Origin of the sequence: Pseudomonas machongensis (genome assembly GCF_034961125.1) — a bacterium.
Classification (GTDB): Bacteria; Pseudomonadota; Gammaproteobacteria; order Pseudomonadales; family Pseudomonadaceae; genus Aquipseudomonas; species Aquipseudomonas machongensis.
Genome location: NZ_JAYFUI010000188.1, coordinates 33,562 through 51,076, shown reverse-complemented (window position 1 = coordinate 51,076; position 17,515 = coordinate 33,562). Strand labels below are relative to the sequence as shown.

Genomic DNA, 17,515 nt, shown 5'->3' with positions numbered 1-17,515 from the left:
GTGGGACTGGTGGTGGCCTTTTAGCGGGCAAGCCCGCTCCCACAGGGGCCCCACAGCATTCAGAATGCTATGGGGCAGTCCAATTTGTGGGAGCGGCGGTTCGCCGCTGCGACTTGCCCGCGAAAAGGCCCCCGCCAATCTGTCATCCTTCCCCATGATTCCGAGCAAAGGTCTCAGCCCCCATGGCGCTGATCTGCCCCTCGATCAATGCCTCGAACGGCCTGAGCAATTCATCGAAATTCGCGGGCTGCTCCAACATATTCAACACCTGCACCACCGCCTCGATGGTCGACACCGCACCCGCCTCCGGCGCCTTGCGCAGTCGGTAGCGCGATGGCTGGACCTGGCCGAGCGTCACCCGCGGAAGTTCCTCCAGCAGCGGGTTGAGGTACAGCAACTTGCGTGCCTTGCGCCAGGTCCCGTCTGGGACGATCAGCAGCAACGGCAACGCATCGCCTTCGCCATAGGCCGACACCACCTCGGCCTGCTCGCCCGGGAACAGCAGCACCGGACGATAGCCGGGAGTGGCCAGCAGTGCGGGCAGATCCTCGAAGACCTCACCAATCAACAGCTCCGCATTGCGCAGCCCCAACGCTGCCAGGCGTGCGGTGTTCAGGGCGTGGCTGGTTTCACTGGGGTGCTGCAGCAGGACCACGCGGGTGCGGCTGTCGAGTGATGGGATCAGTGGGCAGAGGCAATGGGCGAGCGGGCGCTGGCAGCGCTCGCAGCGGGGTCTGGGCATGGGGGTCTCCGTTGGCGGAGGGATTTTGCCATATGCCGGGGCTATATGCCGGAAATCGGGGCCCGCCTTGCGGGCCATTCGCGGGACAAGTCAGGACGCCGAACCGCCGCTCCCACAGGACAGCACCGCGTTCGAGGCATGTGGTGCACTTGTGGGAGCGGGCTTGTCCCGCGATGGGCCGCGCAGCGGCCCCAGGATCTGTGCAGCTACACAGGATGCACAGGGCTGCTACGCAGCCCTTTCGCGACATCCAGCAGATCGCAGTACCTGGCAGGAGCAGGTTTGTCGGCGTCGCCATACCCCTCTAACGATTGAACCGCTCCGCCAGGCTATGCAGGTACTCCGCCATCCGCTCCAGGTCCTGGCTGATCTCGGCGCCCTGCTTCGCCTGCCCGGCGCTTTCGTCGCACAGGTGGGCAATGCGCACGATCTGCTGGTTGATATCCTCCGCCACATGGCTCTGCTGCTCGGACGCGGTCGCCATCTGCTGACTCATGCCGGTAATGCGGCTCACCGCCTGGACGATACCGGTCAGCGCCGACTGCACCGCCTCGACGCTATGCACGCTGTCGCGGGAAATCTGCTCACCGCGGCTGGCGCTGCTCACCGCACGCTCGGCACCGGCCCGCAGCGAGGCGATGATCTGGTGGATTTCCTCGGTGGAGGTGCGGGTGCGCTGGGCCAGCGAACGCACCTCGTCGGCCACCACCGCAAAGCCCCTGCCCTGCTCCCCGGCACGCGCCGCTTCGATAGCGGCATTGAGCGCGAGCAGGTTGGTCTGCTCGGCGATCGAGGTGATCACATCCACCACACTGCCGATCGACTGGGTCTGCTCGGCCAGGGCATTGACCGCCTGGCCGATGTCGTTCACCGCCTCGCTCATGCTGCCCATGGCCCGCAGGCTCTGCTGGGCGAGGTCACTGCCCTGCTGCGCCAGCTGGTCGGCATCGCCGGCCGCATGGGCGGTGCTCTGCACGTTATGGGTGACCTGCTGGATGGTCGCCGCCATCTGCGCGATGGCGGTGGCCGACTGGTCGGTTTCGCTGCGCTGCCGGTCGAGCATCTGCGCCTGGGCATCAGACAGTTCCGCTGACTGTGCGGCCCGTGACTTGACCCCAACGCCAGCGTCCACCAGCCGCGTGAGCGCAGTCTGCAGACGTGCCTCTTCGCTGATGATCGCCAGGTCGAGCTGGCCGCGCAGACCGGGGTTGTCACTGTAGGTCAGGGCAACCAGCGGGCTGGTGAAGGCCTTGGGATGCTCGGCCAGGGTACGGCGGATGGCCTGGTTCTGCCGGTGCTCGATCAGGTACCAGGCACTGAACAGGCTGACCATCAGCAGGCCCAGCGCCGCATAGGGCGGTAGCCACAGGTAGCCTGCCGCCGCAATCAGCCCGGCACCCACCAGTGGCCAGCCAGTCCCCAGGCCATGCGCCAGCCGCGCGGCCCAGGGCACTGGCGAGCGATCGGCCCGCAGGCGTGCGTACAACGCTTCGGCACGACGAATCTGTTCGCGGGTCGGCACCGAACGCACCGATTCGTAGCCACTGATGCGGCCGTTCTCGTAGACCGCCGTGACATAGGCGCTGACCCAGTAGAAATCGCCGTTCTTGGCGCGATTCTTCACCACCCCCATCCACGGCTTGCCCTGCTTGATGGTTTCCCACATCTGGCCGAACACCGACGGCGGCATGTCGGGATGGCGCACCAGGTTGTGCGGCTGCCCCACCAACTCGTCGTAGGTGAATCCGCTGATCGCCACGAATGCATCGTTGCAGTAGGTGATCCGGCTATTCAGGTCGGTGGTGGAAATCAACCGCTGCTCGCTGGAGAACGTTCTTTCATGCTCGGTTACGGGCAGATTCGTGCGCATCTCGGGCGGTCCTTGCTTGTCTAGACGAGGGGGAAATTTCATCAAAGTAAGTAAAGGTTTAGCAGAGCATTTTCACGTGCGGGATCAGCATTTGTAAGAAAAGTTCCCGACCTGATGGAATGTATTTTCGGCAACGCCGATCAGCCCACATTCAACTGCGACTTGAGCAGGTCGCGGAAGGTCTGGATCAACGGTTCGCGGCTGCGCCCACGCCGGATGATCAACGAAAATGGCGCCTGGTAGCCGAAGGTAGACGGCGATAACACTCGCAGATCACCTTTGTCGGCCCAGGCCTGGGCATAGTGCTCGGGCAGGTAACCGATGTAGGCACCGGACAGGATCAGGATCAACTGCGCCTCCATGCTTTCCACGGTCGCGGCGCTGTGCTTGAAGCCGTGACGAGCCAGCTCCGCCTGGCTCCAGTAACCGCGCCCGACCATGCGCTGCTGGGTGATGACTTGCGCCGGAATGCGCCGCTCGTTGAACAGCGGGTGGCGGCTGCTGCAGTACAGCCAGTGCTGCTCGCGGTACAACGGCTGGTACACCAGGCCGCTCATGCGCGAAGAGAAGGCGCCGATGGCCAGGTCCAGGCGGTTGTCCTGCACACCCAGCTGCAGCTCGTAAGGGCTGGAAACCGACAGGTGCAAATGCACGGCCGGGTGCTCCTGGCTGTAGGCGCCGATCGCCTCGGCCAGGGGCAGCGCGCGATCGCCGACGGTGGAGTCGATCACCCCCAGGTTGAGGGTGCCGCGCAGCTCACCCTTGAGCGCCGCAGCGTATTGCTCGAAACCGTCGAGCTCGCCCAGCAGGCGCAAGGTCTCCTGGTGGAACAGCTCACCCTTGCTGGTCAGGCTGAAACCACCACGGCCGCGGTGGCACAGCACCAGGCCCAGGGCACTTTCCAGCTGGCTCATGTAGGTGCTGATGGCCGACGTGGAAAGGTTGAGGTCACGCTGGGCGTTGGCGAAACCTTGGTGACGCACCACGCTGACGAAGATGCGCAGCAGTTTCAGGTCGGGCAGCGATGAGGCCATGGCGCACAGGTTCCGCAGACTGGAAATCCGTCAGAGTCTACCGCGCCTTCGTCGCGATAGTTCAGAAATTCCTGAAGTAAGTATTTGTCGGTAGCGATTCTTCCGGCGCACTACCTTGCGCAGACTTGGCCGAAATGTCCCTGGTCGCCGGCGTCTTCGCGCTTGCCGAGCGTGCCGCGACACAGGTTCGAACAAACAGAACAATCGACCGACTGATGAGGCCCACCGTGGACAAGATTCTCCACCAACCACTGGGCGGCAACGAAATGCCGCGTTTCGGCGGCATCGCCACCATGCTCCGTCTTCCCCACCTGCAAAGCGCCGAAGGCCTGGACGCCGCCTTCATCGGCGTGCCGCTGGACATCGGCACCTCGCTGCGCTCCGGCACCCGTTTCGGCCCGCGGCAGATCCGCGCCGAATCGGTGATGATCCGCCCGTACAACATGGCCACCGGCGCCGCCCCGTTCGACTCGCTGTCGGTCGCCGACATCGGTGACGTGGCGATCAACACCTTCAACCTGCTCGACGCCGTACGCATCATCGAAGAAGCCTACGACGAGATCCTCGAACACAACGTCATACCCATGACCCTGGGTGGCGACCACACCATCACCCTGCCGATCCTGCGCGCCCTGCATAAAAAGCACGGCAAGATCGGCCTGGTGCACATCGACGCCCACGCCGACGTCAACGATCATATGTTCGGCGAGAAGATCGCCCACGGCACCACCTTCCGCCGCGCTGTCGAGGAAGGCCTGCTGGACTGCGACCGCGTAGTGCAGATCGGCCTGCGCGCCCAGGGCTATACCGCCGATGACTTCAACTGGAGCCGCCGCCAGGGCTTCCGCGTTGTGCAAGCCGAAGAGTGCTGGCACAAGTCGCTGGAGCCGCTGATGGCCGAAGTGCGCGAGAAGGTCGGCGGTGGCCCGGTGTACCTGTCGTTCGACATCGACGGCATCGACCCGGCCTGGGCGCCAGGCACCGGCACCCCGGAAATCGGTGGCCTGACCACCATCCAGGCGATGGAAATCATCCGCGGTTGCCACGGCCTGGACCTGATCGGCTGCGACCTGGTCGAGGTCTCGCCACCGTACGACACCACCGGCAACACCTCGCTGCTGGGCGCCAACCTGTTGTTCGAAATGCTCTGCGTGCTTCCCGGCGTAGTGCGTCGCTGATCACCTGAAACACCTGCAATACCCAGGCAGGAGCCGTGGGACAGGGCCATAGAGGCCCGCCAACACTCGATGAGGAGCGCCGGACGCGGTGAGAGCGTCCGAGCGATCGATCTCGCATAATAAAGATAATCGGAGACACCCATGGCCTTGGACATCATTGTTGTACTGATCTACGCCGCTGGCATGCTCGGGCTTGGCTGGTACGGCATGCGGCGTGCGAAGACCCACGAAGACTACCTGGTCGCCGGACGCAATCTCGGCCCGACCCTCTACATGGGCACCATGGCCACCACCGTGCTCGGCGGTGCATCCACCGTCGGCACCGTGCGCCTGGGCTATGTCCACGGCATTTCCGGTTTCTGGCTGTGCGCGGCCCTGGGCCTGGGCATCATCGCCCTGAACCTGTTCCTCGCCAAACCGCTGCTGCGCCTGCGCATCTTCACCGTGACCCAGGTCCTGGAGCGCCGCTACAACCCGATGGCGCGCCAGGCCAGTGCAGTGATCATGCTGGCCTACGCGCTGATGATCGGCGTGGTCTCCACGCTGGCCATGGGCACCGTGCTGCAAGTGCTGCTCGATGTGCCGTTCTGGATGGCCTTGCTGTTCGGCGGTGGCGTGGTGGTGGTCTACTCGACCATCGGCGGCATGTGGTCGCTGACCCTCACCGACATCGTGCAGTTCGTCATCAAGACCGTGGGCCTGATGTTCATCCTCCTGCCGGTGTGCCTGTACAAGGCCGGTGGCTGGGATGCACTGGTGGCCAAGCTGCCGGCGGCGAGCTTCCAGCTCACCACGATCGGCTGGGACACCATCATCACCTACTTCCTGATCTACTTCTTCGGCATCCTGATCGGCCAGGACATCTGGCAGCGTGTGTTCACCGCACGTGACGAGAAAGTCTGCCAGCGCGCCGGCACCGCCGCAGGCGTGTACTGCGTGATCTACGGCCTGGCCTGCGCGCTGATCGGCATGGCCGCCCACGTGCTGATGCCAGACCTGGCCAACCCGAACAACGCCTTCGCCGAGATGATCAAGACCACCCTGCCCGACGGCATCCGTGGCCTGCTGATGGCGGCGGCACTGGCGGCGATGATGTCGACCGCAAGCGCCGGCCTGCTGGCGGCGTCCACCACCCTGACCGAAGACCTGCTGCCCAAGCTGCGTGGTGGCAAGCGCTCGAGCCTGGGCGTGAACCGCCTGTTCACCCTGCTCACTGGCGTGGCCGTGCTGGTGATCGCCCTGGCGGTGAACGATGTGATCAGTGCCCTCACCCTGGCCTACAACCTGCTGGTTGGTGGCATGCTGATCCCGCTGATCGGGGCGATCTTCTGGAAACGCGCCACCACTCCAGGCGCAATCGCCAGCATGTCGCTGGGCTTTGCCACCGCGCTGTTCTTCATGTTCAAGGACGGCCTGGATGCCAACTCGCCGATCTACTACAGCCTGGCGGTGGGCCTGGTGAGCTTTGTCGTGGTCAGCCTGATGTCGCGTAAACCGACGGCGGCGGTGAACCTGGCCTGATCTCCAGGGCAGAAAATCTCCGGACCAGCCCGCCCCTACCCTGTGGAAGCAGCTGTCTGTTCAAAATCTAAAGGTCAGCCCAATCCCTGTAGGAGCGGGCTGGTCCCGCGATCACCGGCGAAGCCGGTGCCATGCACTGCGAAAGCCACACCACAGATCCCCCTTGCAAAAACGCAAAAGGCCGCCGCATCCCCCAAGGATGCAGCGGCCTTTTTCCTGCGCTAATCAGCGCCGACGCGGCTGGCGCTTGCGCTGTTCTTCGTCGGTGGGGATCGGTACCGGTTGCAATGGCGGCGGTACCAGGCCAAGGGCGACGGCAAGGTCGTGGAGCCAGTTGTACATGCGCTTGTTCATAGTGCCCCCTTCACGGGTCAGCCTTGCGGCAAATCAGTCCTGCGATGCTTCATACAGATCATAGTCCCATGTTCTGTATATCGCCTGCGTCTAATCTTACAGATATGGGCGATTTTGCCGCAGATCAAGCGGAAACGCCGTACTCCGACAGCCGGTTTACTGTTTCACCTTGTTGCAGGTCGATCCACGCCTGCAAATTCGCCCCGCACATACCCTGGCGCCACATCAGCCAGGTCTCGGCATGATCGAACGGCGCCTGCAGCGGATGCGCGCTGACCCGCTCGCGGCCCGGCAGGCTGTCGAGCATCGACTGCGACATCATCGCCACCCCCGCCCCCGCGATCACGCACGCCAGCATGCCCTGGTACGACTCGATCTCCATCACTCGCCCCATTGGCGTGTGGTCGTGCGCATACCAGGCCTCCAGACGCATGCGGTAGGCACACCCCTGGCGGAACGTGAACACCGAACGCCCGGCCACATCACGCGCACTGTGCACCGGCGGATGCTCAGGGCTGGTGATCAGCACCAGCCGTTCCTCGCACAACGGCACGCCATCGAGCCCGGCCAGCCCCGGCGGGCCATCCACCAACGCCGCGTCCAGACGGCGCTCGAGCAGGCCCTGCAACACCTCGCCACTGGGCGCGGCCTGCACCTGCAGGTTCACTGCCGGATAGGCCTGATGGTACCGCGCAAGCAACGCCGGAAGCTGGATGGCCGCCGTGCTGTACATGGTCCCGATGATGAAGTCCCCAGCTGGCTGACCACCCTGCACCGCCGCCATGGCTTCATCGCGCAGTACCGAAAGCCTGTGCGCATAGTCCAGCAACACCCTGCCGGCCGGCGACAGCTGCAAGCGCTGACGCTCGCGCAGGAACAACTCCACGCCCAGCTGCTCCTCGAGCTGACGCAGGCGCGTCGACAGGTTCGACGGCACCCGGTGCAGGCGCTCGGCGGCGCGAGTCACTGACCCCTCCTCGGCGACGGCCTGGAAGATCCGCAATTGGCTGAAGTCCACGACATTCTCCAAAACAGAACAACTTGATCATCATTATTCAATTTTATTGAAAGTCAAGAACTCCTAACCTGCCATCCATCGCTTACCACTGCGCAGGAGTCTTACCATGTCGCCCCTACTGCAACTCATGGCCAGTGCCGTCGCACTGATGATGGCCATGGGCATCGGCCGCTTCGCCCTGACCCCGCAGATGCCCCGCCTGATTGCCGAGGGCCAGTTCGACCTGACCGCAGGCGGCCTGGTGGCCGCTGCCAACTATCTCGGCTATTTCATGGGTGCCGTGGACGGCATGTTCGCCCGCCACCCGCACCAGGTGCGCCTACGCCTGCATGCCGGGCTGTGGTTGTGCGTGCTGCTGACCCTGGCCTCCTGGGCTGCCAACGGATTCTGGAGCCACCTGCTGCTGCGCTTCGGCACCGGTGTGGCAAGCGCCTGGGCATTGGTGATGCTGACCAGCCTCAGCCAGCACGTGGCCAGCAGCCATGGTCGCGCGCGACTCGGCGCACTGGTGTTCGCTGGCCCAGGCGTGGGGATCGCCATCACCGGTTTCCTCGCACTCGGTGCGCACCTGCTCAGCCTCGACTCGGCGGCGCTGTGGTTGATGTACTCGGTGGCCGCGCTGGTGATGCTGCTGGCTGTGCTGCCGTGGCTGCCGCGCGCCCACCTGCTGACGCCTGCGACCACTAACGCGCCAGTACAGACTCATCCACGCCAGGGCGGCATCGCCCGCTTGGCGGTGGTCTATGCGTTGTACGGTGTCGGCTACATCCTCCCCGCCACCTTCCTCTCGCAGATGGCCAGCCAGCAGTTCCAGGGGCAATGGCTTGCCGACCTGTTCTGGCCCGGCTTCGGCCTTGCTGCAGCGCTTGGCGTGGTGATCGTCAGCCTGCGCGGCCCGGGTCGCACCAGCGTCTGGCTGACCGCCACGCTCTGGCTGCAAGCCTTGGGTGTGCTGGCCTGCCTGCTGGGCGGCGGGATTGGTCTGGGGCTCGGGGTACTGCTGTGCGGTGCGCCGTTCCTGGCCTGCATGCAATTGGTGATGCAGCGTTCGCGAGAGCTCGCGCCCCACGCCACCCAGCGCAACGCCGGCCTGCTGACCGCCTGCTTCGCCCTCGGCCAACTCAGCGGCCCCTTGCTGGCCGCGCTGAGCAACCACTTCAGCGGCGGGCTGCAACCCGCACTGTTGCTGGCGGCTGCGGGACTGGGGGTCGCCGGGTTGCTGGTGGCGACAAGCAGATCGGATCAACGCGCCGCCGAGCAACTGGCGACCCCTGTGTAGGAGCAGCTGTCTTGCTCAAAATCTAGATACCAGCCCAGGCCCTGTGGGAGCGGCGGTTCGGCGCCCCGACTTGCCCGCGAACACGGGCGTAGCCCGTGCCAGGCAGCGCGATATCTTCTTCGCGGGCAAGCCCGCTCCTACAAGTCGAGGCGGTTTCATAGCCGGGCTGTGGCCTCAATGCACCGAGTTACGCCCAACCTCCAGGTCGTTCAACAACGCCTTCGCCATCGCGCTCAGGTAGTGCAGCGCGGTGATGCTCACCGGGTCCACCTGTTCCTGCTCGCTCAATTCGCGGACACAGCCAAGGATCACCGACACTTCTTCCAGCACCCGCTCGAAAGGAATGCCAGGTTGTACGCGGTACATGTCCAGGAAAGTCGCCACACCTGCGGTGGTGTAGCCATTGGATAGATCAGACATGGTCACATCTCCTCACTGTGGTGTGGGGAATGTGCGTTAGGCGGGGTGGATCGGGGACGAGCTTTTTCATGGCATGACTCCCATCGTGAAAAACAGGAACTGCCACTCGCTCGTTCTCACAGGATTGGGTGGCAGTCGTACGCGGGGTGAGAACCCGGCCACGATAGGGGAACCGGTCAGGACGAACCTGCCCGCGCACGGCTGCCATAGCAGAGCGGACGCTATCGTGATTAGGGTTCTCACACCCTGTCGTTTGGACGACCCGGCGAAGTTATCCCTGACGCATTTCCACGACAATTAAGACGCTTCCGCAAGCTGCGTAGGATAGATCCTAACGACTCAAAACCTGAAACCGGCGCCCGAGAATTAGGAAAAATCAGACACGCCACAGCACGCTCTACCCCACCACCCGGCGCAACTGCCGCCGCACCCAAGGCTCGGCACTCACCAGCACCACACCACCGAGCACCATCGCCGCCCCCACCACAAAATTCACGCTCAGCGGCTCATCCAGCAACAGCACCCCGAACGTCACCCCGAACAACGGCGTGATGAACGAAAACACCGCCAGGTTCGACGCCAGGTACTGGCGCAGCAACCAGAACCAGGTCAGGTAACTGAAGAACGACACCACCAACCCCTGGAACAGCACGCTGCCCAGTGCCAACGGCGTGAACGACACCGCACCGATCTGCCCGCTGAACAACGCCATCAGCAGCAAGCCGACGAAGCCCACCATCAGCTGGTAGAACAGCGTCAAGGTCGCCGGCGCCTCCGACAGCCGCGAAGCCCGCACCACCACCGTGGTCGCACCCCACATCAGCCCGGCCAGCACCGCCATGGCATCGCCGAGCAGCACCCGCCCATCGAGTTGATCCAGCGACAGCCCGCCCGCAAAGGCCAGGGCAATCCCAGCAAACGCCAGCGCAATCCCCAGCCACTGCAACAAACGCAGACGCTCGCTGGGCAACATGAAGTGCAGCCCCAGCGCGGTGAACACCGGGGCGGTGTAGAGAAACACCGACATATGCGCCGCCGAGGTCAGCTTCAGCCCCTCGGCGATGAACAAGAACTCCAGCCCGAACAACGCCCCGGCCAGCAAACCCGCGCGCCAGGTGCTGCCCAACTGCGCCCAGCCGCCCCGCCAGCACATCAGCAGCCCGACCAGCACCGCAGCGATACCGGAGCGAAACGCCGCCTGCATCACCGGCGCGATATCCACGGCAGCCCATTTGATCATCACCTGCTGGGAGCCCCAGATCAGGCACAACCCCAGCATCACCTGCAGGGCAAAGGCGTCGGTGTTCTTGCGGGCCGCGCTCATAGGCGGGCCTCGTAGCGGGTCAGGGGCATGGGCAACGCTCGGCAGTCGGAAAATGGATCCATTGCCGATTATCGGTGCGCCCGCCCCGCTGATACCAGCCTAAATCGCACCTGGTGTGATCTGCGGCTTGCTCGAGACCTGATCGAAGGTGGACTCATCCAGCGCATCTGCCTGCTGATCCAGCTTCGAGCGTGGGCTGTCCGCTCCTGGAATCGCGCTGTCGATGAGGCTGAGCAGGCGCGAGCCCCTCTCGGTGAGCACGAAGTTCTCACCATTGCCGCCATCCTCTTCAGGCCGGCTTTCGATGAAGCCGCGCTGGAACAGCAGCTTTTCGTATTCACAGGCGCGGGTTTTCAGCTGATCCAGATCGCCCACCGGCTGGCCCTTGGCGGCCATCGCCGCAGCATGCTGCTCGGCGTAGGGGCGTGGCGTGAAGCTTTGACCTGCGCCGTTCTGCACCTCGTGCAGCAAGCGTTCGATCAGGTCCCAGTCGTAGGTGCTCATGGCAGTGGCCTCTTGCTGTGGACGGTGGGTACACAGCATGGGACCGGAGGCCTGCCGTATCCGTTCAGCCGAGTTACTTCGCCATAGCGTTGAGCGATCTGAACTTATCAGCCTCGTCCAACCTCAACCGAACAACCCTCACAGAGGCCATCTCAATGAATACGTTATGCCGCATCGCCTTCTTCGCCACCCTGTCCTGCGCCCTGCCCGCCTGGGCCTGCACACCGGAAGAAGCCACGCAAAAGCGCGAAGAACTGGCCAAGCTGGTGACTCAACTGACCGAGCAGAACCCGCAGAAGGCCAAGGAGATAAATGATGAGCTCCAGGGCATGGAGCTGGGAACGGCGAGCAAGGACTTGCCAGACAAATGCCAGCTGATCGACAAGCGGGTGAAGGAGTTGAAAGAGGCGGAGCAAAAGGCGGGTTGAATCAAAGCTGCCGTGCACCGCATACCACTTGTAGGAGCGGGCTTGCCCGCGAAAAAGACACCGCGCAGCCTGGCACGGGCTACGCCCGTGTTCGCGGGCAAGCCCGCTCCCACAGGGGGATTGGGCTGGCCTTAAGATTTTGAACAAGACAGGTGCTGGGGTTACTCCGCCTTCGGCGTACGCTTCTTCAGCGGTGCCAGGCCATCGGAGCTGGCCAGCGGCGCGTTCGGGCGCGGCTTGGCGGTTGGTTTACGCTTGGCGGCGGTCTTCTTCTCGCCGGTCTTCTTGTCGACCTTTTTCTTCTTCGCGCCCACTGCCTTGCCCGAAGCCTTGACCTTCTTCGGCCCGCTGTAGGTGCCCTTGACCTCCTTGATGACGCGGCGCTCGAACTGCTGCTTGAGGTAGCGCTCGATGCTCGACATCAGGTTCCAGTCGTTGTGGGTGATCAGCGAGATCGCCAGGCCTTCGCCACCGGCACGGCCGGTACGGCCCACGCGGTGCACGTACTCGTCACCACTGCGCGGCATGTCGAAGTTGATCACCAGGTCCAGGCCGTCGATGTCCAGGCCACGGGCCGCCACGTCGGTGGCCACCAGCACCTTGGAGCTGCCCTGCTTGAAGCGCTCGATGGCCAGCTTGCGGTCCTTCTGGTCTTTCTCGCCGTGCAGGACGAACGCCTTCACATCCTTGGCCACCAGGTGACCGTAAATGCGGTCGGCCAAGGCGCGGGTGTTGGTGAAGATGATCGCCTTGTCGAAGGTCTCGTTGGCCAGCAACCACTGCACGATCGCTTCCTTGTGCTGGTCGTGGTCGGCGGTGATGATCTGCTGGCGAGTGCCTTCGGCCAGTTGCGAGACGCTGTTGAGCATCAGGTGCTCAGGGTCTTTCAATACCTTGCCGATGATGTCGCGCAGCGCTGCACCGCCGGTGGTGGCGGAGAACAGCAGGGTCTGCTCGCGGTTCTCGCACTCCTTGCACAGGCGCTCCATGTCTTCGGCAAAGCCCATGTCAAGCATGCGGTCGGCTTCGTCGAGGATCATCACCTGCACATGGGAGAGGTCGAGGTTGCCGGCATTGAGCTGCTCGAGCAGGCGACCTGGCGTGCCGATCAGCACGTCCGGCACCTTGCGCAGCATCGCCGCCTGTTCCTTGAAGTCTTCACCGCCGGTGACCAGGCCGGACTTGATGTAGGTGAACTGCGAGAACAGTTGCACCTGCTTGAGGGTCTGCTGCGCCAGCTCGCGGGTCGGCAGCAGGATCAGCGCACGGATCTCGACCCGCGGCCCGCTCAGGTCGACCAGGCGGTTGAGCAGCGGCAGCACGAAAGCTGCGGTCTTGCCGCTGCCGGTCTGCGCTGTGACCCGCAGGTCACGCCCTTGCAGGGCCAGGGGAATGGCCGCCGCCTGCACCGGGGTCGGCTCGACAAATTTCAGCTCGGCCACGGCTTTGAGCAGGCGTTCGTGCAGGGCGAATTGGGAAAACACGGGTGTACCTCAGACAGATGCGGACAATTCGGTTGCATAGGGTAACGTTTTCCGCGGCTGTAGCCGAATATCTTTTGGCAACATTCGCGGTTTCCGCGCTCTAATGGCGCTCCGTTCGACCCACTGAATGCATTGATTACATGGATATCCAACGAATCTGGCACGACACCCTGGACCTCTGGGGCACCCTCGACCAACACCCAATGCTGCACGCCTCCCTCGGCGTGGTGGTCCTGCTGCTGGTCTCGCTGCTGGTCGGCCGCCTGGCGCGCTTCCTGCTGCTGCACAGCACCCGCCTGCTGGCCCGCCAGCCGCCGCTGCGCTGGCTCGACGACCTGCGCCACAACAAGGTCTTCCACCGCCTGGCGCAGACCACGCCGTCACTGATTCTGCAGTTCGGCCTGAAACTGGTGCCGGAGCTCTCGGCCACCGCCCAGCATTTTCTCGGCAACCTGGCCCTGGCCGTCACCCTGCTGTTCCTCACCCGCGCCCTGTCGTGCCTGCTCGACGGCCTGCTGGACATCTACGCCCGCACCGAACACGCCCGCACTCGCTCGATCAAGGGCTATGTGCAACTGGCGAAGATGGTGCTGTGGGTGTTCAGCGCCATCGTCATCGTCGCCACCCTGATCGACCGCTCGCCGCTGTTGCTGCTGTCGGGCCTGGGTGCGATGTCGGCGGTGCTGCTGTTGGTATACAAGGACACCCTGCTGTCGTTCGTTGCCAGCGTGCAGTTGACCAGCAACGACATGCTCCACGTCGGCGACTGGATCGAAATGCCCCAGGTCGGCGCCGACGGTGATGTGATCGACATCACCCTGCATACGGTCAAGGTGCAGAACTTCGACAAGACCATCGTCTCCATCCCCACCTGGCGCCTGATGAGCGAGTCGTTCCGCAACTACCGGGGCATGCAGCAGTCCGGCGGGCGGCGCATCAAGCGCAGCCTGTTCATCGACGCCACCGGCGTGCGCTTTCTCACCCTCGAAGAAGAACAGCGCCTGGGCGGTGTGCGCCTGCTCGGCGACTACCTGGCGACCAAACGCAAGGAGCTGCACGACTGGAACGAAGCCCAGGGCCTGGTAGCCGAACTGTCGGCCAACCGCCGCAAGCTGACCAACATCGGCACCTTCCGCGCATTCGCCCTGGCCTACCTGAAGAACCATCCCGACGTGCACCCGAACATGACCTGCATGGTCCGCCAGATGCAGACCAGCGCCGAGGGTGTGCCGCTGGAGATCTACTGCTTCACCCGCACCACGGTGTGGGCCGAGTACGAACGGATCCAGGGGGATATCTTTGATTATTTGCTGGCGGTGTTGCCGGAGTTTGGCTTGAGTCTGTATCAGCAGCCTAGCGGTAGTGATATGCGCTCGGGGCTGGCGGCGCGGGTTGAGCGGATGAGCGAGGCCTAAAAAGCGCTCCCCCAATGGATGCGGCGGTTCGCGCCCCGACTTGCCCCGCGAAAGGGCCGCAAAGCGGCCCTCTGCAACGAAAAGCCGCATCCGATAGCCAATGGAAGCTCAAACTCTTGGGTTTCCACCTAAAAGCCGCATAGCAACTCGCGCCTCCCTGCCAGTACCTCGCTTGCGCAACGCGTAGTCGTGCTTATCGGTTCCCCCCAAACCGCAATGATCTGCGTGCCGACCGATCGTGTCGCCGAACCATTTGAGCAAGTCCTATGTCAACGACAGAGCCGCGTACAGATAGGGGCGCGCTGGCCTACAGTGCAGGAAGTGCTTTGGACTGGTGGGCATCAGACGGCAGCTTTATCAGCCCTGCGCGCGACCAGTAACTGCCCATCGCGCTCCCCCTTGTTTTTAGAGACTGCGTCCATGGAACACTCAAGCTGCGCCGCTTCGCACGACCGTGCCCTTGACTGGCTGAACTTCTTCCTGGCGGACGTGCGTGACGGACTCGGGCCCTACCTCGCCATCTACCTGCTTGCCGTGCACCAGTGGCAGCCGGCGAGCATTGGCCTGGTGATGAGCCTGGCAGGCATCGCTGCACTGGTGGCGCAAACTCCGGCTGGAGCCTTGATTGACCGCACCACAGCCAAACACGCGGTGGTCGTGACCGCCGCCGTGCTGGTGACCGGCAGCTGCCTGCTGCTGCCGTGGATTTCGTCGTTCGCCGGGGTGGCCTTGACCCAGACGATCGGTGCCATAGCAGGCTCGCTGTTCGCTCCGGCGATTGCCGCCATCTCGCTGGGCATCACAGGCCCCAAGGCCTTTACGCGAAGGGTGGGTCGCAACGAGACGTTCAACCATGCGGGCAATGCCTGCTCAGCATTGCTGGCCGGTGGCTTGGCGTATCTGTTCGGCCCGGTGGTGGTGTTCTATCTCATGGCGGTCATGACCGTAGCCAGCATTGTGGCGATGTGGCGTGTGCCAGCCGCCGCCATCGACCACCAGGTGGCTCGCGGCCTTGTCCATGGTCCGGGTTGTGCTGAAAACCTTGCCAGGTTCAGGGTCCTCCTGCACAACCGCACGCTCTTGGTATTCGCTGTGTGCTGCGCTTTGTTCCACTTGGCCAACGCGGCGATGCTGCCGCTGGTGAGCCAGAAGCTATCGCAAGTCGACCTGCGCTTGGCCACTCCACTCACATCCGCCTGCATCGTCGCAGCGCAGTTGGTGATGGTGCCGATGGCGCTGCTGGTAGGGGCAAAGGCCGAGACCTGGGGGCGCAGGCCGTTCCTTCTGGCCGGTTTTTTCATCCTACCGCTGCGCGGAGCCCTGTACGTGGCGTCCGACAACCCATTCTGGCTGGTTGGCGTGCAATTGCTCGATGGAATCGGCGCAGGCATCTTCGGAGCATTGTTCCCGATCGTGATCAAGGATTTGACCGAAGGTACCGGGCGCTTCAATTTCAGCCTTGGCGCGCTGACGGCGGTGTTCGGACTGGGCGCTGCGCTCAGCCCTGGGATTGCCGGGCTGGTTGTTCAAGCAGCCGGCTACGATGCGGCATTCCTGACCTTGGCCGGCATTGCCGCGGTCGCCTTCGCAATAGTGCTGATGGCGCTGCCGGAGACTCACCCGGGCGTCGCGCCATCGCCCCTGCCTACCCCTGCCGGAAACTAGACGCCTCATGCCTTACAGCGAAAACGCCTCGATCATCTGGACGGTAGCCGCTCTGGCAACCTGCGGTGTCATCCTGCGCCCCTGGCGGATCCCGGAATACGTCTGGGCCATGGGCGGTGCGCTGCTACTGACAGGCCTGGGCCTGATCACACCGCGCAGCGCTCTGGCGGCAGTGGCCGAAGGCGGCGACGTGTACCTCTTCCTGATCGGCATGATGGTACTGGCCGAGCTTGCACGCCAGGAGGGGCTGTTCGACTGGCTGGCCCGCTACGCGGTCCGCCACGCCCGAGGTTCGGGGCAAAGGCTGTTCGACCTGGTATTTCTGGTGGGTACGCTGGTCACCGTCTTCCTGTCCAACGATGCAACGGCGGTGGTGTTGACTCCTGCGGTGTATGCGGCGTGCAAGGCTGCCAAGGCCGAGCCTTTGCCCTACCTGTTGATCTGCGCCTTCATCGCCAACGCCGCCAGTTTCGTGCTGCCGATTTCCAATCCGGCCAACCTGGTAGTCTTCGGCCGCCAGATGCCCCCGCTACTGGAGTGGCTGAGGCAGTTCAGCTTGCCATCGCTTGCGGCAATCGCTTTGACCTATCTGGTGCTGCGCCTGACCCAACGCCGGCAGATCCGCCAACCGCTGACTCTGGATGTGGATAACCAGCCGCTGTCTCCGGGCGCCCGTCTATGCGCGGTGGGCATCGTGCTCACGGCAATTCTGCTGCTGGGAGCCTCAGCGCTGGACCGGGCACTAGGCCTGCCGACCTTCTGTGCCGGCGTGGCAACCACAGCACTGATCCACTTACGCCAGCGGCGCAGCCCGATGCCGGTACTACGCCATGTAGCGTGGGGTGTGCTGCCGTTGGTGGCGGGCTTGTTCATACTGGTCGAAGCTGTCGCCCAGACCGGCCTGATAGTGCAGCTTGCCCAGCGGCTGGCTGCTCTGGCCGCAGAGTCGACGATCGGGGCGAGTTGGGTGGGAGGCGTGGGCGTGGCCATCGCCAGCAACCTGATGAACAACTTGCCGACGGGATTGATAGCCGGGTCCATGGGGTCGCTGGTGGCCCTGCCGCAGCAGGTGACCGCGGCGCTGCTGATCGGCGTCGACCTGGGGCCGAACCTGTCGATTACCGGATCACTGGCCACCCTTTTGTGGTTGGTGGCGATCCGTCGCGAAGGGGCGCATGTCAGCGCCTGGAACTTTTTGCGCCTAGGGCTGCTGGTGATGCCGCCTGCACTTGCAGCAGCACTGCTGGCGCTTTGGGTGTGAGTCAGTGCGCACGTGCTC

16 protein-coding genes are annotated in these 17,515 nt (G+C 63.9%); 7 read left to right on the top strand and 9 right to left on the bottom strand.

Features of this window, described 5'->3' with window-relative positions; genetic code table 11:
* Window positions 1–142: 142 nt before the first annotated feature.
* From VA602_RS21940 to VA602_RS21930, 3 genes are all read right to left on the bottom strand, one after another.
* A complete protein-coding gene (locus tag VA602_RS21940; RefSeq protein ID WP_323454336.1) occupies window positions 143–742 on the bottom strand; it encodes a tRNA-uridine aminocarboxypropyltransferase in 600 nt (199 codons plus the stop codon).
* Window positions 743–1,046: 304 nt separating this feature from the next.
* Window positions 1,047–2,612: a methyl-accepting chemotaxis protein gene (locus VA602_RS21935; RefSeq protein ID WP_323454335.1), complete on the bottom strand. Its 1,566-nt coding sequence runs from the start codon at window positions 2,610–2,612 to the stop codon at window positions 1,047–1,049.
* 140 nt (window positions 2,613–2,752) lie between these two features.
* The gene (locus VA602_RS21930; protein ID WP_054893274.1) at window positions 2,753–3,646 is read right to left on the bottom strand and encodes a LysR family transcriptional regulator; all 894 of its coding nucleotides are present in this window, start codon (window positions 3,644–3,646) and stop codon (window positions 2,753–2,755) included.
* A gap of 227 nt (window positions 3,647–3,873) precedes the next feature.
* Between VA602_RS21930 and speB the strand changes: the two genes are divergently transcribed.
* Together speB and VA602_RS21920 are read left to right on the top strand one after the other, a co-directional pair.
* Complete coding sequence (gene speB / locus VA602_RS21925; RefSeq protein ID WP_063543768.1) at window positions 3,874–4,824, top strand: agmatinase; 951 nt, start codon at window positions 3,874–3,876, stop codon at window positions 4,822–4,824.
* Between the two features lie 141 nt (window positions 4,825–4,965).
* Window positions 4,966–6,345 (top strand): sodium:solute symporter, encoded by a 1,380-nt coding sequence (locus tag VA602_RS21920; protein ID WP_063543766.1) that lies wholly within the window; start codon window positions 4,966–4,968, stop codon window positions 6,343–6,345.
* A 225-nt stretch (window positions 6,346–6,570) separates the two neighbouring features.
* Here the strand turns inward: VA602_RS21920 and VA602_RS21915 are convergent, their stop codons facing one another.
* Together VA602_RS21915 and ptrR are read right to left on the bottom strand one after the other, a co-directional pair.
* Window positions 6,571–6,699, bottom strand: a complete 129-nt coding sequence (locus VA602_RS21915) for a PA1414 family protein (RefSeq protein ID WP_256093825.1) — start codon at window positions 6,697–6,699, stop codon at window positions 6,571–6,573.
* 124 nt (window positions 6,700–6,823) lie between these two features.
* Window positions 6,824–7,717 carry a putrescine utilization regulator PtrR gene (ptrR, locus tag VA602_RS21910; protein WP_323454334.1) on the bottom strand — a complete coding sequence of 298 codons (894 nt, stop codon included), beginning with the start codon at window positions 7,715–7,717 and terminating at the stop codon, window positions 6,824–6,826.
* A gap of 106 nt (window positions 7,718–7,823) precedes the next feature.
* Here ptrR and VA602_RS21905 point away from each other — a divergent pair, with 106 nt between their 5' ends.
* The gene (locus VA602_RS21905; protein WP_323454333.1) at window positions 7,824–8,996 is read left to right on the top strand and encodes a YbfB/YjiJ family MFS transporter; all 1,173 of its coding nucleotides are present in this window, start codon (window positions 7,824–7,826) and stop codon (window positions 8,994–8,996) included.
* A gap of 174 nt (window positions 8,997–9,170) precedes the next feature.
* Here VA602_RS21905 and VA602_RS21900 read toward each other — a convergent pair whose 3' ends face one another.
* The 3 genes from VA602_RS21900 to VA602_RS21890 form a co-directional block, all read right to left on the bottom strand.
* On the bottom strand, window positions 9,171–9,416 hold the full coding sequence (locus tag VA602_RS21900) for a DUF3077 domain-containing protein (protein WP_200603980.1): 246 nt from the start codon (window positions 9,414–9,416) through the stop codon (window positions 9,171–9,173).
* A gap of 397 nt (window positions 9,417–9,813) precedes the next feature.
* Entirely contained in the window at window positions 9,814–10,740 is a 927-nt protein-coding gene (locus VA602_RS21895; protein ID WP_323454332.1) for a DMT family transporter, read from the bottom strand.
* 99 nt (window positions 10,741–10,839) lie between these two features.
* Entirely contained in the window at window positions 10,840–11,244 is a 405-nt protein-coding gene (locus VA602_RS21890) for a transcriptional regulator (protein WP_323454331.1), read from the bottom strand.
* Between the two features lie 155 nt (window positions 11,245–11,399).
* On the opposite strand from VA602_RS21890, the gene VA602_RS21885 reads away from it, so the two are divergent.
* Window positions 11,400–11,672 carry a ribosome-recycling factor gene (locus tag VA602_RS21885; protein ID WP_323454330.1) on the top strand — a complete coding sequence of 91 codons (273 nt, stop codon included), beginning with the start codon at window positions 11,400–11,402 and terminating at the stop codon, window positions 11,670–11,672.
* 161 nt (window positions 11,673–11,833) lie between these two features.
* On the opposite strand, the gene VA602_RS21880 is transcribed toward VA602_RS21885, so the two are convergent.
* A complete protein-coding gene (locus VA602_RS21880; RefSeq protein ID WP_065861475.1) occupies window positions 11,834–13,156 on the bottom strand; it encodes a DEAD/DEAH box helicase in 1,323 nt (440 codons plus the stop codon).
* Between the two features lie 140 nt (window positions 13,157–13,296).
* On the opposite strand from VA602_RS21880, the gene VA602_RS21875 reads away from it, so the two are divergent.
* The 3 genes from VA602_RS21875 (at window position 13,297) to VA602_RS21865 (ending at window position 17,497) form a co-directional block, all read left to right on the top strand.
* Window positions 13,297–14,571, top strand: coding sequence for a mechanosensitive ion channel family protein (locus VA602_RS21875; protein ID WP_323454329.1), 1,275 nt, complete (start codon window positions 13,297–13,299; stop codon window positions 14,569–14,571).
* 420 nt (window positions 14,572–14,991) lie between these two features.
* Window positions 14,992–16,236, top strand: coding sequence for an MFS transporter (locus tag VA602_RS21870; RefSeq protein WP_151924301.1), 1,245 nt, complete (start codon window positions 14,992–14,994; stop codon window positions 16,234–16,236).
* 7 nt (window positions 16,237–16,243) lie between these two features.
* Window positions 16,244–17,497 (top strand): arsenic transporter, encoded by a 1,254-nt coding sequence (locus VA602_RS21865; RefSeq protein ID WP_323454328.1) that lies wholly within the window; start codon window positions 16,244–16,246, stop codon window positions 17,495–17,497.
* The last annotated feature ends 18 nt before the right edge of the window (window positions 17,498–17,515 follow it).

What these genes read in the sequence shown, in the direction of transcription:
- VA602_RS21935 (WP_323454335.1), bottom strand. Translation starts at nt 2,612, where the DNA reads ATGCGCACGAATCTGCCCGTAACCGAGCATGAAAGAACGTTCTCCAGC.
- VA602_RS21865 (WP_323454328.1), top strand. Translation starts at nt 16,244, where the DNA reads ATGCCTTACAGCGAAAACGCCTCGATCATCTGGACGGTAGCCGCTCTG.
- VA602_RS21900 (WP_200603980.1), bottom strand. Translation starts at nt 9,416, where the DNA reads ATGTCTGATCTATCCAATGGCTACACCACCGCAGGTGTGGCGACTTTC.
- VA602_RS21890 (WP_323454331.1), bottom strand. Translation starts at nt 11,244, where the DNA reads ATGAGCACCTACGACTGGGACCTGATCGAACGCTTGCTGCACGAGGTG.
- VA602_RS21940 (WP_323454336.1), bottom strand. Translation starts at nt 742, where the DNA reads ATGCCCAGACCCCGCTGCGAGCGCTGCCAGCGCCCGCTCGCCCATTGC.
- VA602_RS21870 (WP_151924301.1), top strand. Translation starts at nt 14,992, where the DNA reads ATGGAACACTCAAGCTGCGCCGCTTCGCACGACCGTGCCCTTGACTGG.
- VA602_RS21875 (WP_323454329.1), top strand. Translation starts at nt 13,297, where the DNA reads ATGGATATCCAACGAATCTGGCACGACACCCTGGACCTCTGGGGCACC.
- VA602_RS21895 (WP_323454332.1), bottom strand. Translation starts at nt 10,740, where the DNA reads ATGAGCGCGGCCCGCAAGAACACCGACGCCTTTGCCCTGCAGGTGATG.
- VA602_RS21915 (WP_256093825.1), bottom strand. Translation starts at nt 6,699, where the DNA reads ATGAACAAGCGCATGTACAACTGGCTCCACGACCTTGCCGTCGCCCTT.
- VA602_RS21930 (WP_054893274.1), bottom strand. Translation starts at nt 3,646, where the DNA reads ATGGCCTCATCGCTGCCCGACCTGAAACTGCTGCGCATCTTCGTCAGC.
- VA602_RS21920 (WP_063543766.1), top strand. Translation starts at nt 4,966, where the DNA reads ATGGCCTTGGACATCATTGTTGTACTGATCTACGCCGCTGGCATGCTC.
- VA602_RS21885 (WP_323454330.1), top strand. Translation starts at nt 11,400, where the DNA reads ATGAATACGTTATGCCGCATCGCCTTCTTCGCCACCCTGTCCTGCGCC.
- VA602_RS21905 (WP_323454333.1), top strand. Translation starts at nt 7,824, where the DNA reads ATGTCGCCCCTACTGCAACTCATGGCCAGTGCCGTCGCACTGATGATG.